General features: G+C 63.7%; 18 protein-coding genes and 1 tRNA gene. 8 read left to right on the top strand and 11 right to left on the bottom strand.

The window, feature by feature from the left end; genetic code table 11:
- The first annotated feature begins 210 nt into the window (after nucleotides 1-210).
- A complete protein-coding gene (locus FHS78_RS04195; RefSeq protein ID WP_205305197.1) occupies nucleotides 211-1179 on the top strand; it encodes an NADPH:quinone oxidoreductase family protein in 969 nt (322 codons plus the stop codon).
- Between the two features lie 3 nt (nucleotides 1180-1182).
- Here FHS78_RS04195 and FHS78_RS04190 read toward each other — a convergent pair whose 3' ends face one another.
- The 3 genes from FHS78_RS04190 to FHS78_RS04180 all read right to left on the bottom strand — a co-directional run bounded on the left by FHS78_RS04190 (nucleotide 1183) and on the right by FHS78_RS04180 (nucleotide 4029).
- A complete protein-coding gene (locus FHS78_RS04190) occupies nucleotides 1183-1764 on the bottom strand; it encodes a YceI family protein (RefSeq protein WP_167090630.1) in 582 nt (193 codons plus the stop codon).
- Nucleotides 1765-1873: 109 nt separating this feature from the next.
- Nucleotides 1874-3043, bottom strand: a complete 1170-nt coding sequence (locus tag FHS78_RS04185) for a glycosyltransferase family 4 protein (protein WP_281356559.1) — start codon at nucleotides 3041-3043, stop codon at nucleotides 1874-1876.
- Entirely contained in the window at nucleotides 3043-4029 is a 987-nt protein-coding gene (locus FHS78_RS04180) for a UDP-2,3-diacylglucosamine diphosphatase (protein ID WP_167090628.1), read from the bottom strand. The genes FHS78_RS04185 and FHS78_RS04180 overlap by 1 nt, the downstream gene beginning before the upstream one ends.
- Nucleotides 4030-4255: 226 nt before the next feature.
- Here FHS78_RS04180 and FHS78_RS04175 point away from each other — a divergent pair, with 226 nt between their 5' ends.
- On the top strand, nucleotides 4256-5140 hold the full coding sequence (locus tag FHS78_RS04175) for a diacylglycerol/lipid kinase family protein (protein ID WP_167090626.1): 885 nt from the start codon (nucleotides 4256-4258) through the stop codon (nucleotides 5138-5140).
- Between the two features lie 18 nt (nucleotides 5141-5158).
- Here FHS78_RS04175 and FHS78_RS04170 read toward each other — a convergent pair whose 3' ends face one another.
- The 3 genes from FHS78_RS04170 to FHS78_RS04160 all read right to left on the bottom strand — a co-directional run bounded on the left by FHS78_RS04170 (nucleotide 5159) and on the right by FHS78_RS04160 (nucleotide 9342).
- Nucleotides 5159-6784 carry an FMN-binding glutamate synthase family protein gene (locus FHS78_RS04170; protein ID WP_167090624.1) on the bottom strand — a complete coding sequence of 542 codons (1626 nt, stop codon included), beginning with the start codon at nucleotides 6782-6784 and terminating at the stop codon, nucleotides 5159-5161.
- 157 nt (nucleotides 6785-6941) lie between these two features.
- On the bottom strand, nucleotides 6942-7925 hold the full coding sequence (locus FHS78_RS04165) for a transglycosylase SLT domain-containing protein (protein WP_167090622.1): 984 nt from the start codon (nucleotides 7923-7925) through the stop codon (nucleotides 6942-6944).
- A 433-nt stretch (nucleotides 7926-8358) separates the two neighbouring features.
- On the bottom strand, nucleotides 8359-9342 hold the full coding sequence (locus tag FHS78_RS04160; RefSeq protein ID WP_167090620.1) for an N-formylglutamate amidohydrolase: 984 nt from the start codon (nucleotides 9340-9342) through the stop codon (nucleotides 8359-8361).
- 278 nt (nucleotides 9343-9620) lie between these two features.
- On the opposite strand from FHS78_RS04160, the gene cpdR reads away from it, so the two are divergent.
- Together cpdR and FHS78_RS04150 are read left to right on the top strand one after the other, a co-directional pair.
- Nucleotides 9621-9983 (top strand): cell cycle two-component system response regulator CpdR, encoded by a 363-nt coding sequence (gene cpdR / locus FHS78_RS04155; RefSeq protein ID WP_167090618.1) that lies wholly within the window; start codon nucleotides 9621-9623, stop codon nucleotides 9981-9983.
- Between the two features lie 106 nt (nucleotides 9984-10089).
- A tRNA-Val gene (locus FHS78_RS04150) sits at nucleotides 10090-10164 on the top strand.
- A gap of 25 nt (nucleotides 10165-10189) precedes the next feature.
- Here FHS78_RS04150 and FHS78_RS04145 read toward each other — a convergent pair.
- The 4 genes from FHS78_RS04145 to FHS78_RS04130 form a co-directional block, all read right to left on the bottom strand.
- Nucleotides 10190-11389 (bottom strand): hypothetical protein, encoded by a 1200-nt coding sequence (locus FHS78_RS04145; RefSeq protein ID WP_167090616.1) that lies wholly within the window; start codon nucleotides 11387-11389, stop codon nucleotides 10190-10192.
- Between the two features lie 73 nt (nucleotides 11390-11462).
- Nucleotides 11463-12302, bottom strand: coding sequence for an outer membrane lipoprotein-sorting protein (locus FHS78_RS04140; protein WP_205305183.1), 840 nt, complete (start codon nucleotides 12300-12302; stop codon nucleotides 11463-11465).
- Between the two features lie 286 nt (nucleotides 12303-12588).
- A complete protein-coding gene (locus tag FHS78_RS04135) occupies nucleotides 12589-13371 on the bottom strand; it encodes a phosphatase PAP2 family protein (protein WP_167090614.1) in 783 nt (260 codons plus the stop codon).
- Between the two features lie 5 nt (nucleotides 13372-13376).
- Nucleotides 13377-15086 (bottom strand): ArnT family glycosyltransferase, encoded by a 1710-nt coding sequence (locus tag FHS78_RS04130; RefSeq protein WP_167090612.1) that lies wholly within the window; start codon nucleotides 15084-15086, stop codon nucleotides 13377-13379.
- Between the two features lie 288 nt (nucleotides 15087-15374).
- Here FHS78_RS04130 and FHS78_RS04125 point away from each other — a divergent pair, with 288 nt between their 5' ends.
- From FHS78_RS04125 to FHS78_RS04110, 4 genes are all read left to right on the top strand, one after another.
- A complete protein-coding gene (locus FHS78_RS04125; protein WP_167090610.1) occupies nucleotides 15375-16154 on the top strand; it encodes a glycosyltransferase family 2 protein in 780 nt (259 codons plus the stop codon).
- The gene (locus tag FHS78_RS04120; RefSeq protein ID WP_205305182.1) at nucleotides 16139-16480 is read left to right on the top strand and encodes a lipid-A-disaccharide synthase N-terminal domain-containing protein; all 342 of its coding nucleotides are present in this window, start codon (nucleotides 16139-16141) and stop codon (nucleotides 16478-16480) included. Before FHS78_RS04125 ends, FHS78_RS04120 begins: the two co-directional genes overlap by 16 nt.
- 169 nt (nucleotides 16481-16649) lie before the next feature.
- Entirely contained in the window at nucleotides 16650-17810 is a 1161-nt protein-coding gene (locus FHS78_RS04115; RefSeq protein ID WP_167090608.1) for an efflux RND transporter periplasmic adaptor subunit, read from the top strand.
- Between the two features lie 9 nt (nucleotides 17811-17819).
- Nucleotides 17820-20903: an efflux RND transporter permease subunit gene (locus FHS78_RS04110; RefSeq protein ID WP_167090606.1), complete on the top strand. Its 3084-nt coding sequence runs from the start codon at nucleotides 17820-17822 to the stop codon at nucleotides 20901-20903.
- On the opposite strand, the gene FHS78_RS04105 is transcribed toward FHS78_RS04110, so the two are convergent.
- The gene (locus FHS78_RS04105) at nucleotides 20885-21919 is read right to left on the bottom strand and encodes an SPASM domain-containing protein (RefSeq protein WP_167090604.1); all 1035 of its coding nucleotides are present in this window, start codon (nucleotides 21917-21919) and stop codon (nucleotides 20885-20887) included. The genes FHS78_RS04110 and FHS78_RS04105 overlap by 19 nt on opposite strands.
- Nucleotides 21920-21953 lie beyond the last annotated feature (34 nt).

Here is a 21953-nt window from a genome sequence, read left to right as displayed (position 1 = left end):
CTGCTGGTCTCTGGGGCATGATCCCGGAAAGAAATAATGGCTTTCGGAGACGATCATGCGACTGAAAAACCGGAGCAGGCTTATCCGCTCCGGGGCGCGCGGGGACCGATGCCGCCAGCGCGCCTTTTTGGGTTGCCGCCTTATATATCGGGGGGGCGCTCTGCTACAAGCGCATAGCGGACATATGAGGGAGAATCGACCGTGAAAGCGATGATTGCCCGGGAACTGGGCGGGCCGGAGGTGCTGAAAGCGCAGGAAATCGCCTCTCCGACACCGGGGCCGGGGCAGATTCTGGTGCGTGTGAAGGCCTGCGGGGTCAATTTCGCCGACAGTCTCGTCCTCAAGGGCAAATATCAGGTCCAGCCGGAGTTGCCCTTTTCGCCCGGGGCGGAGGTGGCGGGCACGGTTCTCGCGCTGGGCGAGGGGGTGAGCGGGCTTGAGATCGGCCAGCGGGTGGCCGGCATGTGCGGCAATGGCGGTTATGCGGAAGAGGCCCTGATGCCCGCGAGCGGCGTCGTGCCGCTGCCCGACGATATGCCGGATGAAGTGGCCGCCGCCTTTCCCATCGCCTATGGCACCAGCCATATCGCGCTGAAGCATCGCGGGCGGCTGAAAGAAGGCGAGACGCTGGTCGTGCATGGCGCGGCGGGGGGCGTGGGGCTCACCGCGGTCGAGATCGGCAAGGCGCTTGGCGCGCGGGTGATCGCGACGGCTTCCACGCCCGAAAAGCTCGAGATCGCGCATGAGCATGGCGCGGACGAGCTGATTAACTCATCGACCGAGGATTTGCGGGAACGGATCAAGGCGCTGACCGACGGCAAGGGCGCCGATGTGATTTACGATCCGGTCGGCGGCGATGTCTTCGACGCCTCGCTTCGCGCCATCGCCTTCGAGGGACGGCTTATCGTGATCGGGTTCGCAGGCGGGCGCATACCGCAGATCCCGGCCAATCATCTGATGGTCAAGAATGTCGATGCGATCGGGTTCAATTTCGGCGCCTATCTGGAAAAGGCCCCGGCGGTGACGCGCGAGGCCTTTTCGGAACTGGCGAACTGGTATGTGGAAGGCCGTATCCGGCCCTACGTTTCCGACCGCTTCACGCTGGAAGAGACGCCCGCCGCAATCACCCATGTGATGGAACGCCGGGCGCGCGGCAAGGCGGTCGTTCTCGTGCCCTGAATGCTACTGCTTGCGGAGCTCGGTGGAGATGGTGATTTCCACCTCATCGCCGATCATGGGCACATAGGTGGTCATGCCGAAATCGGAGCGCTTGATGGTCGTCGTGGCGTTGAAGCCCGCCGCCGTCACGCTCTTGTCCATCGGATAGGCGCCCGCGGCCAGCAAGGTCGTATCGAGCGTTACCGGCTTCGTCACGCCCAGCATGGTGAGGTCGCCCGTCACCTTCGCCGTCTTTTCGCCGGTGCGCTCCACCTTGGTGGATTTGAACGTCATGTCGGGGAATTTCTCGACATTGAAGAAATCGGGCCCGCGCAGATGTTCGTCGCGCTTTTCGTGATTGGTGTCGAGGCTGGCGGTCTTGATGTCCACCTCGACGCTGCTCTTTTCCGGATTGTCCGGGTCGAGGTCGAAGGTGCCGGCGACATTGTTGAAGGTGCCATAGGTGTCGGAGAAGCCGAGATGGCTCACCTTGAAGCCGACATGGGTATGGCCGGTATCGATCGTGTAGGGATCGGACAGGGCCGGGCTTGCCGTGGCGGCGGCGGTGAGGAGGAAGGCGGCAAAGGCCGCGGCGAACCATTTCATGGGGGAGCCTCTTCGTTAGGGGTCGACCCCAGAAAGATAGGGACGCGAGGCTGATTGCGAAAGTGTCGCAGTTGAAACAGTGTGTCCCAGGGTGGGCCCCGGTGGGTTTTCAGGCCATTTCCCCGCGCGCGGTTTCGCAGTCTTCCGCAATCGCCTCTTCCAGCGCCAGATTGGTGATGAACTGGCGGGCGCAGGCTTCCCAGGAAAAGCCGAGCGCGTAGTCGCGGCAGCGCTCGCGCGGGGTGCCGAGCGCGGCGCGGCAGGCCACGGCAAGGTCCTGGTCGAGGCAGCCGACGGGGCTGTCGCCGATCACGTCGGCGGGCCCCTGTACCGGATAGGCCGCAACCGGGGTGCCGGAGGCCAGCGCCTCGATCAGTACGAGGCCGAACGTGTCGGTGCGGCTGGGGAAGACGAAACAATCCGCCGCGGCATAGGCCCTGGCGAGATCGTCGCCGAAAAGCGCCCCGGTAAAGTTTGCTTCCGGATGACGGCGTTTCAGCGTTTCGAGAAGCGGTCCGTCGCCCACCACCATTTTGGTGCCGGGCAGGTCGAGCGCGAGGAAGGCCTCGATATTCTTTTCCACCGCCACGCGGCCGACATTGAGCCAGACCGGCCGTTCGAGCCCCAGATAGTGGTCGCCATGGAGGTCGGGCCTTACCTGGTAGCGGTCGAGATCGACGCCGCGCGACCAGATGACGGGCGTGCCGAAGCCACGTTCTTCCAGCTCGCGCTGGAGGGAGGGGGTTGCCACCATGAGGCCGGTGGCCGGGCGGTGGAACCAGCGCAGGAAACGGTAGCCCCATGAGAGCGGCAGGCCGGTGCGCGCGGTCAGATATTCGGCAAAGCGGGTATGGAAGGAGGTCGAGAAGGGAATGCCCCGATTGACGCAGAAGCTGCGGGCGGCAAGTCCCAGCGGTCCCTCGGTCGCGATATGGATCGCATTGGGGTTCGCGTCCTTGATGAGACGCGCCACCTTGCGCCAGGGAAACACCGCCAGCCGGATTTCCGGGTAGGTCGGCATGGGGATGGTGACGAAATCGTTGGGCGTAATCATCACCACGTCATGGCCCATGCCGGTCAGGCTTTCGCGCAATTGCTGGAGCGTGCGCACGACGCCGTTGACCTGTGGCGGGGCCGCGTCGCTGACGATGACGATCTTCAGTTTTTCGGAAAAGCGCCCGACATCGCGGGGAAGCGGGCGTCCGCGCAGCCGGTTCAGGAGTTTGCGGGCGCGGCGCATTCTTTTGGGGCGCTGCGTAACGGCGTTGACTGACGCCATCAGGCCGCCGTCAGAACCGGGCGCGCGCCGTCTTCGCCGCCGGCTTCGTCGCGTTCCCAGGAAAAGAGCGTCCAGGTGATGAGCCGGAGCTGGCCTTCATCGTCCTCGGCGAGCGCGGTGCAGCTTTCCACCCAGTCGCCGTCATTGCAGTAGAGCACGCCGTCCATCTCGCGGATTTCGGCATGGTGGATATGGCCGCAGATCACACCGTCCACGCCGCGTTCGCGCGCGGAGCGGGCCACCGCTTCCTCGTAGTTCGAGATGTATTCGACGGCGTTCTTGACCTTGTTCTTCAGATAGGAAGAAAGCGACCAATAGGGCATGCCGAAGACGCGGCGGACTTCATGCAGCCAATTGTTGAGTTGCAGCGCGATGTTGTAGGCATAGTCGCCGAGATGGGCGAGCCATTTGGCGTAGCGCACCACGCTGTCGAACTGGTCGCCATGCAGGACGAGGAATTGCCGGCCGTCGGCGGTTTCGTGAATGGCTTCGCCCGTCACGTCGACGCCGCCCAGATTGACGCCCGCATAGTCGCGCAGGGCCTCGTCATGGTTGCCGGGGACGTAAACGACATTGGTGCCCTTGCGGGCCATGCGCAGGATTTCCTGGACGACGGCATTGTGGCCCGCCGACCAGTACCAGGAGCGCTTCAGGCGCCATCCGTCGATGATGTCGCCGACGAGGTAAACGGTCTCGGCTTCGTTGTGGCGCAGAAAGTCCAGCAGAAGATCCGCCTTGCAGCCCGGCGTGCCGAGATGGGTGTCGGAAATGAAAAGCGTGCGGTGGCGCTTCGGGTTCTTCGGGCGCGGACCTGTCAGCCTTTCGTCGAGATTGTTGCGGCGGGAGCGGGAACGTCCGGACCGTGGCGCCGCCGAGGGCGCGTCTTCTTCCGTGCCAGTGCGGGCATTGGCGACAGGGAGCGGTTCGTTCGACTTGCGGGTGGCCAGGGTGCCGAGGCTGTTGAAAGCCGTGTCCAGCAGGGTCATGTAACCATCTGTCTCACAGTTGCGCGACGTCGGCGGACTGTCGGCCTCGATTCGATTTTCGGCCTTGGTTCGCCTACGGATCAATCCGCTCGCTTATCGACTCGTTACGCGATATAAGCGATTCGCCGGATCCGATTGGCGGGATAATCCGTGTACGCGGATACGGTTAGATGACGGGTTTATGACGTTTTTGCGACTTCGGTTTCGTTAGCTGGGGAGGTCCGGTTTGGCGCTACGCCGCTCGGCTCACATCATTTTCAATCCAATGGCGGGCGCCCGGAAAAGGGACCTTCTGGAACGTGTCATCAAACGCCTCAACCAGGCGGGCGTCGAGATCACGCTGGACGAGACCAGGGGGCCGGGCCATGCGACCGAACTTGCAGCCGCCGCGTCGCGCCACGGCATCGCCGATGTGGTCGTGGCCGCGGGCGGCGATGGCACGATCAACGAAGTCGCGCGCGGTCTTCTCGGGCAGAGTACGCCGCTCGGTATCATTCCGCTCGGGACGGCAAATGTCCTGGCCATCGAACTGGGGCTCAAAACCAGCGAGGGGGACATCGCGGACATGCTTCTTTCGGGGCCGGCGCAACTCATCGGCACCGGGCTCGTGGACGACCGCATTTTCCTGCTCATGGTCGGGATCGGTTTCGACGGCGAAGTCGTGCATGACATCGATGCGCGGATGAAGCGCGTCTTCGGCAAGGCGGCATTCGTCTGGTCGGGATTGAAGCTCTGGTTTGCCGGGCCGGCCCGCGACATCGTGCTGCGCGTGGACGGGCAGGAAAAGCGTTGCGCCTGGGCGGTGGTCAGCAATGCGCGGCATTTCGCCGGGCCATACGTACTGGCGCCCGATGCGCATATCGAAGACCCCGGGCTCACGCTGACGCTGTTCAAATCCGGCGGAAGGATGGCCTTTGCGCGCTATTTCGCGGCGCTGGGTCTTGGCCGCGTGGCCCGGCTCAAGGATGTCGAGATCATGCACCCGCGGCGCATCGAAGCCCTCTCGCCGGAGGGGCTGGCGGTCGAAGTGGACGGGGATGCGCGCGGCGCGCTTCCCCAGACCATCGCCATGGGCGCGCATTTCCTCAGGCTCGTTGTGCCTACGCGGTGAAAAACTGCGCGCTGAGCCTCAATCGGCCGCCGTTCCGGCCCGTATGTTCGCATGGTCGAATGTCGGGCGCTCGATGCCGTTCAGCGAATGGACGGAATGGGGTGCGGACCAGCGCTCGTAATATTCCGCAAGCGACACGGACACGCCGCTCGGGCCCATGATGCGGGCCTGCTCGCGGGTGAGTTTGCGCGGTTCGTCGCAACCGCAGCTATGGGCGATCATGCAGACCTCATGCGAGACGCGCTCGGCATAGCGGCGCACCCGCTCCGACTTGTCGGTGACGTCGAGGCCCCGTTGCAGCTTTTTCTTGTGGGTCGCGATGCCCGTGGGGCAGGTGTTCTTGTTGCACTGGAGAGACTGGATGCATCCCAGTGCGAACATGAAACCGCGCGCGGAGGTGACGAAGTCGGCGCCGACGCAAAGCGCCCAGGCGACTTCGGCCGGATTGATGAGCTTGCCGCTGGCAATCACGCGAATGCGTTTCTTCAGGTCGTGGCGGGCGAGAATGTCGCAGAGCATGGGCAGGCTTTCCCAGATGGGCAGGCCCACATAGTCGATGAGCGGCATGGGGGCGGCGCCCGTGCCGCCATCGGCGCTGTCCACGGTGATGAAATCGGGCGCGCGCTCCACGCCGCGGCGCCGGATTTCCTCGCAGAATTCGTCCAGCCAGCCATAGGCGCCGATCACCATCTTGAAGCCGGTCGGTTTGCCGGTCACCTCGCGCACATGCTCCACCATGTCCAGCAGGTCGGCGATGGTGGAGATTTCCGGGTGACGATTGGGGCTGATCGAATCTTCGCCGAGGGGAATGCCGCGTATCGCCGAGACCTCGCGGGAGATCTTTTCCTTGGGCAGCATGCCGCCCTTGCCGGGTTTGGCGCCCTGGCTGAGCTTGATCTCGAACATCTTTACCTGATCGTGCGCGGCGATTTCCGCAAGCCGCGCATCGTTGAGCGCGCCTGTTTCATCGCGGCAGCCATATTTGGCCGTGCCGATCTGGAAAACGATGTCGGCGCCGCCCTCCAGATGATAGGGCGACAGGCCGCCTTCGCCGGTGTTCATCCAGATACCCGCCTTTTTCGCACCCCTGGAGAGCGCGCGGATGGCCGGTTTGGAGATCGCGCCGAAGCTCATGCCGGAGATGTTGAAGATGGACGCGGTGCGATAGGGCGTCCGGCAGAAGGGGCCGACTTCGGCAAAGGCCGTGTCGGCGGCGTTCTGGTCGAGTGTGGGGAAGGGCGTGTTGACGAAATTGATCGTCCCGGCGGGCCGGATGTCGCGGCTGGAGCCGAAGGCGACGGTGGTGTCGACGCCCTTTGCGGCGCGGTAGACCCAGCTTCTCTGCGCCCGGTTGAAAGGCAGTTCCTCGCGGTCCATCGCGAAAAAATATTGCCGGAAATATTCCCCCAGCGCCTCGAAGACATAGCGCAGGCGGCCGATGACCGGATAGTTGCGGCGGATCGCGTGGGTCGTCTGCGTGCGGTCGATGACATAGACCGCGATGACGGCCAGAAAAGCGATCCCGACCGCGACCACGAAAAGCGCGGAGAGAAGATCGACCGTCTTCCAGATGAAATTGTCGTTGTCGGCAAGCGACAGAAAGCCGTTTGCCAGATCGCCCAGTATCTGTCCCGGAACCTGCATTGCCCGTTTCCCCTCCACGCTTCCCATCATCATGGGATGGCGTCCTTTCCCGCGGCCGGTGCGCGCCCGTGCGCACCGCGCCTTCCGGACCCGAGCAGATCATGCCCGGATCACCGTTTCTTCACGGCCGCGACGGAAAAGGCGGATACTGAACCGATTATTGAAGAATGCCTGCGTCTGCGAGCCGTGTAGGTGCCTCCTTGCCCTTGTCGTTCAGGATGGCGGGCGGAGGCGCTTCGGCCATCCGGTCATGCGCAAAGAGGTTCGCGGGCAAAGAAAGCCGCAGAACCGTCGATGCGGGTGCGGAGAGTTCGACCCGGTCGTCGATATCCAGCACCGCGGGGGCGGCGCCGTCCTTCGTTGTCGTTTTCGCCATGGCCGTGTCGGCGGGCGCGGCGATGGCGTCCTTCGCGACAGCGTCCTTGGTGAGGGCGGCCTTCTGCACGGTGGCGACGTCATGGGTCGACGAGGTGTAGAGCGCATCGGCGAGGCGTGCGCGCTCCTTTTTCCAGATGCCGATCACCCGGCGGAAATAGGGACGATGGCGGCTGGGCTCACCGGAATGATAATGCGAAACGGCGTCCGGCCAGGTGCCGAGCCTGCGATGCAGGCGGAGCAGGAATTCGGCCGCATAGGCGATGTTGGTGGCCGGGTCGAAGGCGTCCCGCAAATCCTCGAAGGCATCGGGGTGGTAGCGCAGGTTCACCTGCATGCAGCCCACATCGATGGAGCGGATACCGCTGTTCAGCAGGTTCCGGGTAAAGCGAACGGCCTCGGCCTTGGTGTCGAAATAATAGGGCCGCCCCTGCGCATTGATCGTCCAGGGCCAGGCGCGGCGGGTGCGGGAGGCGCGGTTGTAGCGGCCGGATTCCGCCATGGCGACGGCGGCGACGATGGCACGGGGCAGGCCGTCGGCCAGTTCCCGGCGAATGGCCTCGCGTTCGCAGATATTCCATGGATCGCTGATGGCGCTGGTGGAAATCGGGACGGAAACGCCGCGCAGGCCCAGGGTCTGCCGGTTGTCGGGGTCGGCGGCGGCGCCTTTCGGCATGAGCAGGACGATCAGGCAGGCGGCGATGGCCGCGCCCGTCTTGCCCCTGCTGCGCCATGCCGTTGCTCTGGCGGCCCCGCTCGTTTTCATGCCTGAACCCTTATGGAGGCGCGCCGGATCCGGAAGATCTCCGGGAGCGCGCTGTCGTCAGCCCTTCAAGCCGACAGAATGACCGGGCAGGGTTAAGGAAGCTTTGAGGGGGAATCGTCGGGAAATCCGGGAATGGGGGAAAATAATCTTTTTGCACCGCACCTATTTTCCGGCACCGGGAGCAAAACCCTTTTAAAACAATTGGTTATTTCCCACGGGCCATATGTCGCAGGGCCAAATTTTCTGCAAATCGGGCTTGCTTTGTGTGCAGTGCAATGTCATATTGTGCATCGCGGCATTGGTTGAGCGTAGCTCCCAGGGCCGCAGCCCTTCCTGGGCGTTTCCTCCCTAGACTTGGGCCCTGCTTCGGCAGGGCCCCTTTTTTTGTGTCGAGTGTTTCGGAGAAGGGCTTTCCCGGCCGTTTCCAGGCCGGTCAGACCGGGCCGGCGCGGAAGCGCGGGCCGAGGCCGTTCAGGTCGAGCGTGGCCATTTCCGTGGCGAAGCTCTTCATGTCGCGGCGCAGGCGCTGCAACCCCGGGGCGCGTTCCAGCTTTTCCTCGTTCATATAAAGCGCCCGGTTGATTTCGATCTGGAGCGCATGGAGGCCGTGCTGGGGCTGGCCGTAATGCTCGGTGTTGAAGCCCCCGGCATAAGGATTGTTCCTCGCCACCGAATAGCCGAGCCGGGAGAGGGTCCGTTCCGCCGCCATGGTGATTTCGCGCGCGCAGGAGGTGCCGTAGCGGTCGCCCAACACGATATCGGGCCGGTCGGCGCCCGTGTCGTCGTCGCCGGGGCCGCCCACGGACGGCATGGAATGGCAGTCGATCAGCACCGCGCAGCCGAAGCGCCGCAGCGCGTCGTCCAGATGCTGCCGCAAGGCGTCGTGGAACGGCATGTAGAGCCCACGGATACGCTGTTCGGCTTCCGCGTAGCTTAAGGGCGCCCGATAGATTTCCGCCGTGTCGGAGACGACCCGCGCAATGGTGCCGAGCCCGCCGGCGACGCGGATCGAGCGGGTATTCACATGCGGCGGCAGGGGGCCGTCGAACATGGCCGGATCGAGTTCGTAGGGCTCGCGATTCGCATCCAGATAGGCGCGGGGAAAGCGGGCATGGATAAGCGGGGCGCCCAGACCGGGCACGTCGCCGAATATTTCTTCCACGAAGCTGTCTTCGGAGCGGCGCAGCGCGAGCGGGTCGAGCTGCGAGGCGGCGATGAATTCGCGTGGATAGAGCCGCCCGCTATGGGGCGAGGAAAAGACGAAGGGTAGCGTCAGGTGCGCAGGCCGCTCCACGGCGAAGGGGCGGGCATAGAGTTCGTCGCGCAGTTCGTCATCGCTTGCGACACGGCCTTCGCTCAGCTCTTCCGCCGGAACTTCGTCCGGATTTTTGGAGGATTTGTCGGTTGCGAGATCCATGAGCGGGGTGTTGCGAGGTCGATTGACTGTGACTGCGAAGCGGGGTCGGCAGCCCTTCGGCCCGTCGGCTCGCCTTGCGCCTGCCCGCGAAAGCCGACCATAGCATGTGCGCCGCAGGATGCGACCTTTAGAGAAGCTATGTTCACAGGCTGTTTACCGGGGGCTTCCTATTGTAGGCTGATACCGGGCAAGGCTTTCCATTGGGCAAATGGACAGGCCGAAAGTCGGGATGGGGCCCCGTAGGCAGATTGGCCCCTTGAAAAAGGTGGGTTGGGCTGATGGCACGCATTCTCCTTGCGGAAGACGATGAATCCATGCGCCGCTTTCTGGCGCGGGCGCTGGAAAATGCCGGTCACGAAGTGGCCGCCTATGGCATGGGCGGCGAAGCGCATGACCGGCTCAAGGGCGATATCTTCGATATTCTGCTGACCGATATCGTGATGCCGGAAATGGACGGGATCGAGCTTGCCCGTCATGCCGCCGAACTCGATCCGACGCTCAAGATCATGTTTATCACCGGGTTTGCCGCCGTGGCGCTCAGCCCCGACCAGCCCGCGCCCGACGAGGCGAAAGTCCTCTCCAAGCCGTTCCATCTGCGCGAACTCGTGGCGGAAGTGGACCGGATGATGGCCGCGGCCTGAGACTTCTCTTCCGGAGACTTGTCAGGGCCTCAATTCCTAGATATACGATGCGCCTCTCGACGGATCGGCGCAGAGACAGCCGAAAACCCGTCCCGCCAATGGCAATGGGCGTGTAGCTCAGCGGGAGAGCACTTCGTTGACATCGAAGGGGTCACTGGTTCAATCCCAGTCACGCCCACCATTGCCGCCCGAACCCATCCGAAAACTCAGAAATAGCGCGCCAGGCGAATCTGCAGGAAATCGTCGTCCTTCAGCGTGTAATAGGGATCGCTCGCGGGCTGCCCGGCGAACAGGCGCGCTTCCACGCTGAGCCTGTAGTTCTGGCCGAGGCGCTTTTCGAATTCCGCCGAGAAAAACGTCGCCTGTGTGTCCATATCCACCACGGCGCCCGTCAGCAGGCTGGTATCGGCAATGTCGTTGGCGGTCCAGCGCACGCCTGCGAAGACGTCGTTGGCGAAGGGGTTTTGCGGATTGGCGCCGCGTTCGTCCCAGATATATTCGGCGACGATACCGAGATCGGAGGGCGTGTCGAACAGGCCGTAAAGCGTGTATTCGATGCCGCCCGTACCTTGCAGATAGCGGTCGTTCAGCTCCTTGCGCCATAGCCCCTCGAATTTGTAGAGCCAGGCGCCTTTGGTGGCCTGAATGTCGGTGGAGAGCTGGTCGATCTGGGCGTAGTAGGGAATGAGCACGGGCGATCCGCCGCTGCTCAGCCCCGGTATCAGGATCGGCTTGCGGCCGGTGCCCCGGAAATAGCCGAACCCGACATCCCAGATATCGAAGGTGTTGGCGTAGCGCGCGGCGAAATCGACATGGCGCCGTTTCCGGCCGCTTTCGAATTTCGTCTGGCTCGTGTCGATGGGAATATCCGTCGCGGGTCGCCCATTGGCGCCGGGAAAGAGACGTTCGCGAAACCAGGGGAGCACGTAAAGATCGACGGTGCCCCATCGCTGATAGGTGGACAGCGAGACAAGAGGCTGGCCGAGCTTTTCGCGCTCGCGCACATCTTCCACCATGTCGGTCTGGTTGATGATGTCGACCAGATGAACCGCCTCGGTGACGCCCCAGAAGATCTTGTCGACGCCGGCGCGGAATTCCCAGGCGCCGTCGATATAGGCATATTTGAAGGCGCGCAGATCGACATGGGTCCGTTTGTCGTCATGCATGTCGAGGCGCATGAAGGGGGTGGCGACGAATGACTGGTCGCCATCGTCCCAGAAATATTTCGCGCTGACCTCGCCGGCGAGCGACATGTTGGCGCGAGGTTGTTCGGGCCTCGATGCCTTTTGCAGGAAGAGCTGCAGTTCGGGCTCCACATAGCCGGTGAACTCGAACTCGCCCGCCTGTGCCGGTCCGGCCGCGCATGCAAGCGCGATCGCCGCCCATCCGGCCCAACTCTTTCTCATCTCAATCCCCCCGTCTCGGATGATGGTGGCGGCCCGGCGACACCCTGAGCCGCCGGGCCGCTTTTTTGCCGGTTTAGCGCGCGCGTTTCAGCGCCGTGGTGGAGAAGTCCGCTTCCGTCAGTCCTTCATGGAACTTGTAGTTCTTCCAGGTGAGACGGGTGGCCTTCTTGTTGTTGTGGTTGACCATGTAGAGGTCGTGGGCGCGCCAGAAGTTGTCCTCGTAAAGACGGTAGTCGGAGAGGGTCAGCGTTTTCAGCAGCGCGTCCTTGCGGTCGTAATAATCGATCTTGCGCGGCTGATAGTCGGTCGTGTCGGTCCAGACGACCTGGCGGGTATAGCCGGAATGCTCATAGAGCGGTTTGCGTTCCACGACATGGCAGGTGAGCTCGCCGCAGGGCTCGTCGCGCAGCCATTTGTAGGAATATTTGCCGACTTCGGTGGAGGAGAAATCCTCGAAGGCGAATTCGGAGCCGACAAAGGGACCGGACTTGTTGACCGAGGAAATGCGCTTCACGCGCTTCACCGCCGGGAGATAGAGCCACTGGTCGTCGGGCTCGAGAATCTTCGCATGGGTGAGCAGCGCCGTGCCGTCCACGTCGCGCGGCTTGTTGAAGACGATCAGGCTCCAGTCGCCTTCCTCGGGCGCGGTCCGCTCCAGCGAATAGGAGCGCAGTTCCCGCGTGCTGGTGTCGCCATGCGCATTGGTGAGGACCATCTCCATATCCGCTTCGGCGTCGCCCCATCCCTTGTCGCGATTGTCGGTTTCCTTCGCAATGGCGAGGCCGCGCGCCTCGGGCCGGTCGGTGCCCGGCAGGTCGTCCGCCTGCGCCTGGACGGCGGCGAGCCCCATAAGCGGCAGCGCGACAAGGACTGCATGCGCGGCTCGGCGCAAAGCGGAACTGACGAATGACATTTCTCTCTCCCTGATTTGTGTTCGGTACCGCGGATCGTTCCGATCCCGGCGGGCGATGCGGCTTTTGCTCCCGAGCCCCCGCATATGCGCCCGGCTCCCTCCAGCCCGTTCGCAGAGGCAGGTCGGCGGCAAAACATGCCGTCTCTGTCGCGATTGCCACCTCGTTGCCCAACGCGGCGCGAGCGCCGCATGCGGACGCAGAATGCCAAATCCGGCGGCAAGTAGAAATCGATAAGGCGGAAATTTTGCCGATTGCGCGATTGCAGGCGGCGGGAGGGCGCCGGATCTAGCCGCCGACGGGCTTTTCGGGCCGGGGATAGAGCGGGCTGTCGCCTTTTCGCAGGATGAGGGGGGCGAGCAGGAGGACGAAGAAGGCGCCGAGCCAGGAGCCGATCAGGATGTCGCTCGGAAAGTGGTTGAGCAGCACGACGCGGGAAATGGCGGTAAAGGCGCCGACCGCCAGAAAGAGCTTCCAGTGGCGCGGGAAGGCGATCATCAGCGTCGCCATGAAGACGAAAATGGTCTGCGAATGACCGGAGGGGAAGCTGTCCAGGCGTTCCGCGACGGTGAAGGGGAAGAAGCCCGCCACGCCGTCACGGAAAAAATCGCTCGGGCGGTGACGGCTTGCCGCGAATTTCACCAGATGCAGGACGATGGCCGAGCTGGCCATCGCGGCGAGCATCAGCGCGCAGAAACGCCAGAGCTTTTCGAGATTCCGGCGCGTCGCCCGATAGGCGGCAAGGCGCTTGCCTTTGGGGATGACGAGAAAGGCGAGCGCGGCGGCGGCGATGTAGACCGTGCCGTCGCCCAGATCGGTCACGGCCTGCCAGAAATAATGCATGTTGGGCGTGACGGCGCGTTCCATCAGCCGCGAGACGACGAGGTCGATATGGGGCATCAGGCCGATGGCGAAAGCGAGCAATGGCGACAGTCCCGACCACATCATGCGCCTGATGCGATGGAGCGGCGTCGGTGCCTCCGTCGCCGCCCTCGCGATGGCCGCCAGTTCGGCGGGCGTGCATTGGCGGATCTCGGTTTCTGCCGCCTCGGCCATGTCTGACTTGGTCATGTCGCTTATTCGGCGGCTTTGTAGAGGATCAGGGTCAGGGGATCGCCATTGGTATAGTCGAAGCCGTCCCATTGGCGGATCCGTTCAAGGCGCAGGTTACGTGCCTTTGCCCGGTCGAGAAATGCTTCCGTCTGCTCTCCGGCGACGAGCGCATAGGCGCGGGGCGTGTCGGCTAGATAGTCGGCGGCGGTGGCGCCGGGAACCAGCAGGGTGCCGGTGCCGTTCATGAAGATGAGGCTCGGCTCGGTGAAGCCCGCCGAGGCGAGCGGCGGGCGCTCGTCATGGGGCGGAATTGCCGAGGCGACTTCGCGGGCGATCCACAGTTTGTCGAGGGCGGGGGCGACCGCCGAGCCCAGCCATGGCACGAAAAGCGCCATCATCAGGACGAGTACGGCGATGGCGGGCTCGAAGCGCCGCCGGAAGGCGAGCCAGGCGGCGGGCAGGATGCCGGCGAGCACGATGAGCGCCAGGACGATGCCGCGCCAGTCCACGCCCGGTCCGTATTGCGTGAGCGCGAAGAGCGCCCCGCCTGCGAGAGCAAATCCGACGACAAGCCAGAAGGCCAGATGCAGCCAGAACAGCGCCCGGCCCCAGCCCGGCAGGCGCGGCGGCAGGCCGTTCACCGCGAAAAAGCCGCCGAGCAGCGCCAGCGCCGGATAGGTCGGCAGCACGTAATGCGGCAGCTTGGTCGGCACCGCCTCGAACATGATCCAGGAGGGCAGCGCCCAGCAGACGAGGAATTGCACCGCCGGTTCGCGGCGATAGTGCCAGGCGGTGACAATGCCGGGAATGACGATGAGCGACATCGGCCAGAAGGCGGCGAAGAGGCTCACCAGATAGGTGCCGGGCGGCGCGCCATGGCTTTCCTGCCCGCCCATCAGCTTGGGGATCAGATCTTCCTGCGCGGCGTTGGCGATGAAGGAAAAGGCGCCGGAATGCCACAGCGCGAGCGGCCAGGGGGCGACGATGAGGATGAGGAGCGGGATGCCCCAAAGCGGTTTCAGCCGCCGGAACCAGCTTGCATCCTTGCGCAAGACGCCCCAGGCGATGGCGGTGAAGCCCAGCACGGCCGGACCGATCGGCCCCTTGGTGAGGATGGAAAGGCCGAGCCCGCCCCAGAAGAAGAGGCCGGGGGCGGGGCCCATCTCCGAGGATTCGCCCTTTTGCGGCCCGAGGCCCGCGAGCGTCAGGCCGTACATGCCGGCGAGGATGGTTGCGAGCAATACCGCGTCGGTCTGGGCGATATGCGATTGCCCGACCATGAGCATGGCGCCGCCTAGGAGCAGCCCGCCCATCAGCCCGGTTCGCCGGTCGAAGAGACGGGCGCCGATCAGGAAGGTCAGCAGGACCGAGGCCATGCCGCCCAGAACGGAGGGCAGGCGGTAGGGCCAGATTTCATTGGCGCCCGCGTCCGACAGGGCCGACACGGAGGCGGCCTGTACCCAGTAGATGAAGACGGGTTTCTTGGTGCGCGGCTGGTCCTGGAAATAGGGGACGACGTAATCCCCGGTTTCCAGCATCTGCTTGGTGGCCTGGGCAAAGCGCGACTCGTCGCGGTCCATCGGCGGCAGGCCCGCAAGGCCCGGCAGGAAGACGAGGGCGCAAAAGGCGATCAGGATCGCATAGGGGCGCCAGCCCGCTACCGCCTCTTCCGGAATCGACCGGAGCAGGGGGCCGGCCTTGTGCGCGGCCGGGCTGTGGGATCGGTCGGTCATGCGGTTAACCCTGCTTTCGGAAAATCATGGCGGCGCTTCTTTTCCCCCGGCAGTGTTCGGGGCCGTGGCTTTGGGGGCACTGTCTCGCGCGGGAGCGCATTTTTGACAAGAGAGTTTTGGATTATCTTGCAATCTGCCATATGACAGGCTCGCCTTGCAGGAAAGCGGGGCGGGATGCGCGATGGACCATCAGGGGCCCTTCGAATTGTGGACGGACTATAGCGGAATTTCCCGGCCAGGGGCGGCCCAAAGGCGTCCGGGCCGGGGCGATGGAAGCGAGGGGCTCGCATGACGGGCGAAAATTTCGAGTTGAGCGTCGTTGTGCCGGTGCTCAACGAGGAGGGCAATATCGACCCTCTTCTGGCCGAACTGGAGGCGGTGAGGGCCTCTCTCGATGTGCCGTGTGAATATGTGTTCGTAAATGACGGGAGCACGGACGCGACGCTGGACAAGCTTCGCGACGCGATGCGGGCCATGCCCCATCTCCGGGTGTTCAGTCACGCAAAGCCCTGCGGCAAGTCCGAAGCGCTGCTGACATGCGTTCGGAATGCGCGGGGCCGGCTGATCGTGATGATCGACGGCGACCTGCAAAACGATCCGGCGGATATCCCCCGGCTCTATCAGGTCTATGTCGAGGCGGAAAAGCGCGGCGTGAATATCGGCATCGTCGAGGGGCAACGCACCAAGCGGAAGGATCCTTTCCCGCGCAATCTGGTGTCGCGCATCGCCAACAAGGTTCGCGGCGCGATCCTCAACGATGAGACGAAGGATGCCGGATGCGGTTTCAAGCTGCTGAGCCGGGAGCTGTTTCTGGCACTGCCCTTTTTCACCGGCCTGCACCGTTTTATGCCTGCGTTGGTGAAACGCGAGGGCTTCGAGATCGCGCTGGCGCCGGTCAATCACCGCCCGCGCGTGTCGGGCGTGGCCAAATATAACACCTGGAACCGTCTCTGGGTCGGCATCGGCGATCTGGCGGCGGTCTGGTGGCTGCTGAAACGGCGTCACGACCCTCACGGGGTGACCCATAACCTGCCGGACGGGAAGGACGAGCCATGTTCACCTCTGTAATGACCTGGCTTTCCCAGGCGAGCATCTGGGTCTTTATCGGTTTTCTGGGGCAGGCGCTGTTTTCCGCCCGCTTCCTGCTGCAATGGCTGGCCAGCGAAAAGGCCAAGCGCTCCATCGTGCCGGTGGCCTTCTGGTATTTCTCGATCTGCGGCGGCGCGACATTGTTCGCCTATGCGCTGTGGCGCGAGGACCCGGTCTTCATCATGGGGCAGGGCGCGGGCCTTCTGATCTATGGGCGCAACCTCTACCTCATCTACAAGGAGAGGGCCGCCGGGCGGCATGCGTCCATCGATCCGGAGCAGAACGGCGACGACGTGGCCGCCTGACACCCCTTCCCGCAGGGGAAACGTACAATAAAACGGCAAATTGCCATTTTCCTCATCACCGAAATGACCTATGTCAAGGCAGAGGGGAGAGGGCTCTTACTGTGCGCCCATCCGTACGCAGGGACGAATGGGAGGCGGGTGACCGACCTCCGGGAACAGAGGCCGGAATATGACTTCCTCCAGCGACACACCGCGCGAGAAAGCGGCTGCGCGTATGCCCAGCCGCCCGATGCTGATTGCCATTGCGATCGCCGTTATTCTGCTGGCGGGGTTTGCCTGGATGGCGTTTCAGCGTATGGGCGGGCAGAATCAGGGATGGGCGTCCCCGCCGCCCGCCGTGGAAACGGTGATCGCCGAGGTGCGGCCGGTGCAGGCGGAAGTTTCGGCCATCGGTACGCTTGAGGCCGACCAGTCCATCGTGGTGACGCCGGAAATCTCCGGCATCGTGACCAGCATCGATTTCCAGGACGGGCAACGTCTCGAACAGGACGATCTCATCGTCACGCTGAACGATGAAGATCTGAAAGCGCGCGTCCAGCAGGCCGAAGCGCAACTGACCCTTACAAGGGCGAATTTCGACCGCGCCCGCAAGCTGGTGAGCCGCGGCTCCGGCACGGAGCGGGCACGGGACGAGGCGCTCAATGAGCTGAAATCCGCCGAGGCGCAGCTCGCGCTTGCCAGGGCGGCGCTCGACAAGGGCACGATCAAGGCGGCGTTCTCCGGCATTGTCGGCCTGAGGCAGGTCAGCCTGGGCCAGTATGTGACGCCCGGCCAGCCGATTGCGACGCTTGCGGATGTGGACAATCTACGCATCGATTTCCGCGTGTCCGAAATCTATCTGACCGAGATCGAGAAGGGGCAGACCGTCGGCATCACATTCGACGCGCTGCCCGGCGAGACCTTCAGCGGCACCGTCAGTGCCATCGATCCGGTGATCGATGTCGACGGCCGCGCCATCAAGGTGCGCGCGGTGATCGCCAACAAGGAAGGGCGTTTGCGCCCGGGCCTGTTCGGGCGTGTGAAGATCGTGACGCAGACGCGGGATTCCGTCGTCGTGCCGGAGCAGGCCATCATCTCGACGGCGGGTTCGGATGCGACGGGCGCCAAGGCGGTCTTCGTGGTGGATGAAGAAGGCAACGCCCATATGCGCCCCGTGGAACTCGGCGTGCGCCAGCCGGGCCAGGTGGAGATCCGCTCCGGCGTGGAAGAGGGCGAACGGGTGATCACGGCGGGTCAGATGAAGGTTCGCGACGGGTCGCAGGTGCAGCCCGTCGAGGTGGAAAAGCAGGCGCCCGAGAGCGGGGCCGCGCCGGACGAGGCCGCGCGGTAGGGGGCGCTAATGCATATTTCAGAACTCTTCATCCGCCGCCCTGTCTTTGCGACAGTGGTTGCGCTCATCCTTATCCTTGTCGGGCTCGTTTCCTATGAGCGGCTGACGGTGCGCGAATATCCGGCGATCGACGAGCCGGTGGTGACCGTGACGACGGCCTATCGCGGTGCCAGCGCCTCGGTGATCGAACGCGAGGTGACGCAGCCGCTCGAAGAGGCGATGGCGGGGATCGAGGGCATCGAGATCCTGACCTCGTCCAGCCGTCCGGAAAGCAGCCAGGTGACGGCGCGCTTCACGCTGTCGACGGATCCCGACGTCGCCGCAAGCGATGTGCGCGACCGGGTGGGACGTGCGCGCGGACAGCTTCCCGACGATGTGGACGAGCCGATCATCGCAAAGGTCGAGGCCGATGCGAGCCCGATCATGTATATCGCCTTTGCCTCGTCGCGCATGTCGGGCATGGACATTACCGACTATCTCGACCGTATCGTGAAGAACCAGCTTCAGAACCAGCCGGGCGTCGCGCAGGTGTCGATCTTCGGCGAGCGGCTTTACTCGATGCGGGTCTGGGTGGACCGGCAGCGTCTCGCCGCCTATGGGCTGACGGTGCAGGATGTGGAAAACGCGATCCGCAACCAGAACGCGGAAATTCCCTCCGGTCGTATCGAGAGTACCAAGCGCGAATTCACGGTGCTTTCCAAGACCGCGCTCGAAACGCCGGAAGAATTCTCGAAAATCGTGGTGAAGGATAGCGGCGGTTTCCAGGTGACGCTCGGCCAGGTGGCCAATGTCGAGATCGCGCCGGCCGACGAACGCCGGGCTGCGACCTATAACGGCCAGACCTCGATTTCGGTGGGTATCGTGAAGCAGGCGACGGCCAACCCGCTGGAAGTGGCGGCCGCGGTCCGCGCCAAGCTGAAGCAGATGGAGCCGACGCTGCCGGTCGGGATGGAATATTCCATCGGTTACGACACCTCCATCTTCATCGAGGAATCGATCAAGTCGGTTTACGAGACGATTGTCGAGGCGGTGATCCTCGTCGTGCTGGTGATTTTCGTCTTCCTGCGGACGGTGCGCGCCTCGTTCATCCCGGTGGTGACGATCCCGATTTCGCTGATCGGTACATTCGGCATGATGCTGTTGCTCGGCTTCAGCATCAACACGCTGACGCTGCTTGCCATGGTGCTTGCCATCGGCCTTGTGGTGGACGATGCAATCGTGGTGCTGGAAAACATCTTCCGGCATATCGAGGAAGGTCTGTCGCCCGTTCAGGCGGCGATCAAGGGCTCGCGCGAAATCGCCTTTGCGATCGTGGCCATGACGCTGACGCTCGCCGCCGTCTATGCGCCGGTAGCCTTTGCCGAGGGGCGGACGGGGCGTCTCTTCCTCGAATTCGCGCTGACGCTGGCGGGCGCGGTCGTCGTGTCGGGCGCGATGGCGCTGACGCTGACGCCGATGATGTGCTCGAAACTTTTGCGGCACGATACGGGCGGCGGACGGTTCGACAAACTGCTGGGCGGCTGGCTCGACCGTCTCGACGCCGCCTACAAGAATGCGCTGGACAAGGCGCTGGGCCGCAAGGCGCTGATCGTGGTCGCGGCCGTTATCGTCGGGCTTTCCTGCGTGGGGCTTTTCAAGATGCTCAACCAGGAGCTCGCGCCGACGGAGGATCGTGGCATCCTGCTCATCGCGGGCCGCGCCCCGGAAGGCGCGACGCTCGACTACACGCTGCATTATACCAAGCAGATCGAGCAGATCGTCGCCCGGGTGTCCGAAGTTCAGGGCTATCTGGTGGTCGCCGGTTTTCCGGAAATCACCAATCTCATTTCCTTCTCGCGCCTGAAGCACTGGAGCGAGCGGGACCGCTCGCAGCAGGAGATCGTCAATTCCGTCCAGCCCGCTCTGATGGACATTCCGGGCATTCTCGCTTTCGGTATCAATCCGCCCTCGCTCGGGCAGAGCGGGCGGTCGCAGCCCATTCAGTTCGTGCTCCAGACCTCCGGCACTTACGACGACCTGGCCAATGACATGGACGTGTTCATGGAGAGGCTGCGGGCCAATCCCGGTTTCATCAATGCCGATACGGATCTGAAGCTCGACAAGCCGCAGCTCGACATCCAGGTGAACCGCGAAAAGGTCGTGGATGCGGGGATCGACGTGTCGACCGTGGGGCGCACGCTGGAAACGCTTCTGGGCGGGCGCAAGGTCACGCGCTTCGAGCGTAACGGCAAGCAGTTCGACGTCATCGTGCAGGTGGCCGACGAGGACCGGCGCACGCCGCAGGACATCTCCGACATTTATGTGCGCGGCAAGGACAGCGAGATGGTGCAGCTGTCGAACCTGATCGACGTGAAGGAGACGGTGGCGCCCGCCTCTCTCAACCGCTTCAACCAGCTTCGCGCGGCAACGATCTCGTCCAATCTCGCGCCGGGCTATTCCATGGGCGAGGCGCTGGCCTTCCTGGAACAGACGGCGGCGGAAGTCCTGCCCAAGAACGCGCAGACCGATCTCAACGGCCCCTTGCGCGAGTTCACGAAATCCTCCGGCACGCTGGCCGTTACCTTCGTGCTGGCGCTGATGTTCATTTATCTGGTGCTGGCCGCGCAGTTCGAAAGTTTCATCGAGCCGACGATCATTCTGGTCTCGGTGCCGCTGTCGCTGGCGGGGGCGCTGCTTTTGATGTTCCTCACCAATCTGGTGACGGGCGCGAATATCACGCTCAATATCTACAGCCAGGTGGGTCTTATCACGCTGATCGGCCTTATTACCAAGCACGGCATTCTGATCGTGGAGTTCTCCAACCAGTTGCGCGAACAGGGACGGAATGTCCGCGAGGCGGTGGTGGAGGCGGCGGGGCTCCGGCTGCGTCCGATCCTGATGACGACGGGTGCGATGGTGCTGGGGGCGATGCCGCTGGCGCTGGCCGGCGGGGCGGGCGCGGAAAGCCGCCAGGCCATCGGCATCGTGATCGTCGGCGGCATGAGCTTCGGGACGCTGCTGACGCTCTTCGTGGTTCCGACGGTCTATCTCATCGTCGTGTCGTGGCGGGAGAAGGGCCGCGACACGGAAGGTGGTCAGGCCATCGAGGCCTGACGACGCCTTTCGCGGATGTCGCGAATGACGGGGCCCAGCATTTCCTCATGGAAGCGGTCGCAGCCGATGCAGGGATTCGCGTAAGGCACGCCCTGCGGCGTGGCGGTGCGGGATTCCGCGCGCATGCGGGTTTCGTTCCAGCCCATGCTTTCGCCCATATTCAGCGGATCGCCCTTGTTGAGCGCCTCGAAGACGGGATGACCCTTGAGGCTGTCCAGAATGTCGGTGAGGGGCTCTTCGGTGAGATTGCCGAGCGGCAGTTTCGTCTTCAGGCAGCAGGGATAGACGTCGCCATTGGGTTCGATGGCGACTTCCGAACCGGCAAATCCGTGGTTCAGGAAATTCCTGGCGCCGGACCATCGCGCACAGAAATTGGTTTCCATGCCGGCGGTGGAAAGCCCGTTCTCCCAGGCGCGGCCGCGCGGCCATAATTCCTCGATCCATTGGCCGGGCTGGGCGCCGAAGAACAGGAAGCTGGGGCCTTTCGCTTCGCCGTCTTTCGGGGCGGGCTCGAAGCCGGCGGCGAGGAACATCCCGGTCAGCTTTTCCTGAAAGGCGTCGCGCTTGGCGCCCTCCATGCCGACATGGAAGTCGTCCATGCTGGCGATGGCGACGGTCCCGATATTGTGCTCGCGTAATTCGTCCAGCATTTTCGGCGTCAGGATATCGCCCGTGGTCTGCATGGAAAGACGGACGCCGTCTTTCCCGTATTTCTCCGTCAGCGCGTCGAGCGCGGGATAGAAAAGCGTTTCGCGGACGGGGTCGATCATCACCTCGCCGCCGGAAATGATGATCCGGCCCACCCGTTCCGACGGATTACCTTTGGCATCCGGCCGGGCGGGGTCCTTGTAGATCATGCTGTCGGGCAGGTTGGCGACGATCTTGCGGAAGCTCGTTTCGCCCTCGGCCATGACCGAGGCGAGAGCATCGCGCACATAGGGGCGGAACCGCGTGTCGTAGCAGTGCCTGCAACGGCGATGGCAGGCCCATGTCAGGACATAGTAGATCGATTCCACGGCGCGCCTTCCTTTCGTTTCCCGGAAGAGAATA

The organism is Parvibaculum indicum (assembly GCF_011762095.1).
Classification (GTDB): domain Bacteria; phylum Pseudomonadota; class Alphaproteobacteria; order Parvibaculales; family Parvibaculaceae; genus Parvibaculum; species Parvibaculum indicum.
This window is presented reverse-complemented; position numbering and strand designations above follow the sequence as displayed.

What these genes read in the sequence shown, in the direction of transcription:
- FHS78_RS04195 (WP_205305197.1), top strand. Translation starts at nt 211, where the DNA reads ATGATTGCCCGGGAACTGGGCGGGCCGGAGGTGCTGAAAGCGCAGGAA.
- FHS78_RS04190 (WP_167090630.1), bottom strand. Translation starts at nt 1,764, where the DNA reads ATGAAATGGTTCGCCGCGGCCTTTGCCGCCTTCCTCCTCACCGCCGCC.
- FHS78_RS04185 (WP_281356559.1), bottom strand. Translation starts at nt 3,043, where the DNA reads ATGGCGTCAGTCAACGCCGTTACGCAGCGCCCCAAAAGAATGCGCCGC.
- FHS78_RS04180 (WP_167090628.1), bottom strand. Translation starts at nt 4,029, where the DNA reads ATGACCCTGCTGGACACGGCTTTCAACAGCCTCGGCACCCTGGCCACC.
- FHS78_RS04170 (WP_167090624.1), bottom strand. Translation starts at nt 6,784, where the DNA reads ATGCAGGTTCCGGGACAGATACTGGGCGATCTGGCAAACGGCTTTCTG.
- FHS78_RS04165 (WP_167090622.1), bottom strand. Translation starts at nt 7,925, where the DNA reads ATGAAAACGAGCGGGGCCGCCAGAGCAACGGCATGGCGCAGCAGGGGC.
- FHS78_RS04160 (WP_167090620.1), bottom strand. Translation starts at nt 9,342, where the DNA reads ATGGATCTCGCAACCGACAAATCCTCCAAAAATCCGGACGAAGTTCCG.
- cpdR (WP_167090618.1), top strand. Translation starts at nt 9,621, where the DNA reads ATGGCACGCATTCTCCTTGCGGAAGACGATGAATCCATGCGCCGCTTT.
- FHS78_RS04145 (WP_167090616.1), bottom strand. Translation starts at nt 11,389, where the DNA reads ATGAGAAAGAGTTGGGCCGGATGGGCGGCGATCGCGCTTGCATGCGCG.
- FHS78_RS04140 (WP_205305183.1), bottom strand. Translation starts at nt 12,302, where the DNA reads ATGTCATTCGTCAGTTCCGCTTTGCGCCGAGCCGCGCATGCAGTCCTT.
- FHS78_RS04135 (WP_167090614.1), bottom strand. Translation starts at nt 13,371, where the DNA reads ATGACCAAGTCAGACATGGCCGAGGCGGCAGAAACCGAGATCCGCCAA.
- FHS78_RS04130 (WP_167090612.1), bottom strand. Translation starts at nt 15,086, where the DNA reads ATGACCGACCGATCCCACAGCCCGGCCGCGCACAAGGCCGGCCCCCTG.
- FHS78_RS04125 (WP_167090610.1), top strand. Translation starts at nt 15,375, where the DNA reads ATGACGGGCGAAAATTTCGAGTTGAGCGTCGTTGTGCCGGTGCTCAAC.
- FHS78_RS04120 (WP_205305182.1), top strand. Translation starts at nt 16,139, where the DNA reads ATGTTCACCTCTGTAATGACCTGGCTTTCCCAGGCGAGCATCTGGGTC.
- FHS78_RS04115 (WP_167090608.1), top strand. Translation starts at nt 16,650, where the DNA reads ATGACTTCCTCCAGCGACACACCGCGCGAGAAAGCGGCTGCGCGTATG.
- FHS78_RS04110 (WP_167090606.1), top strand. Translation starts at nt 17,820, where the DNA reads ATGCATATTTCAGAACTCTTCATCCGCCGCCCTGTCTTTGCGACAGTG.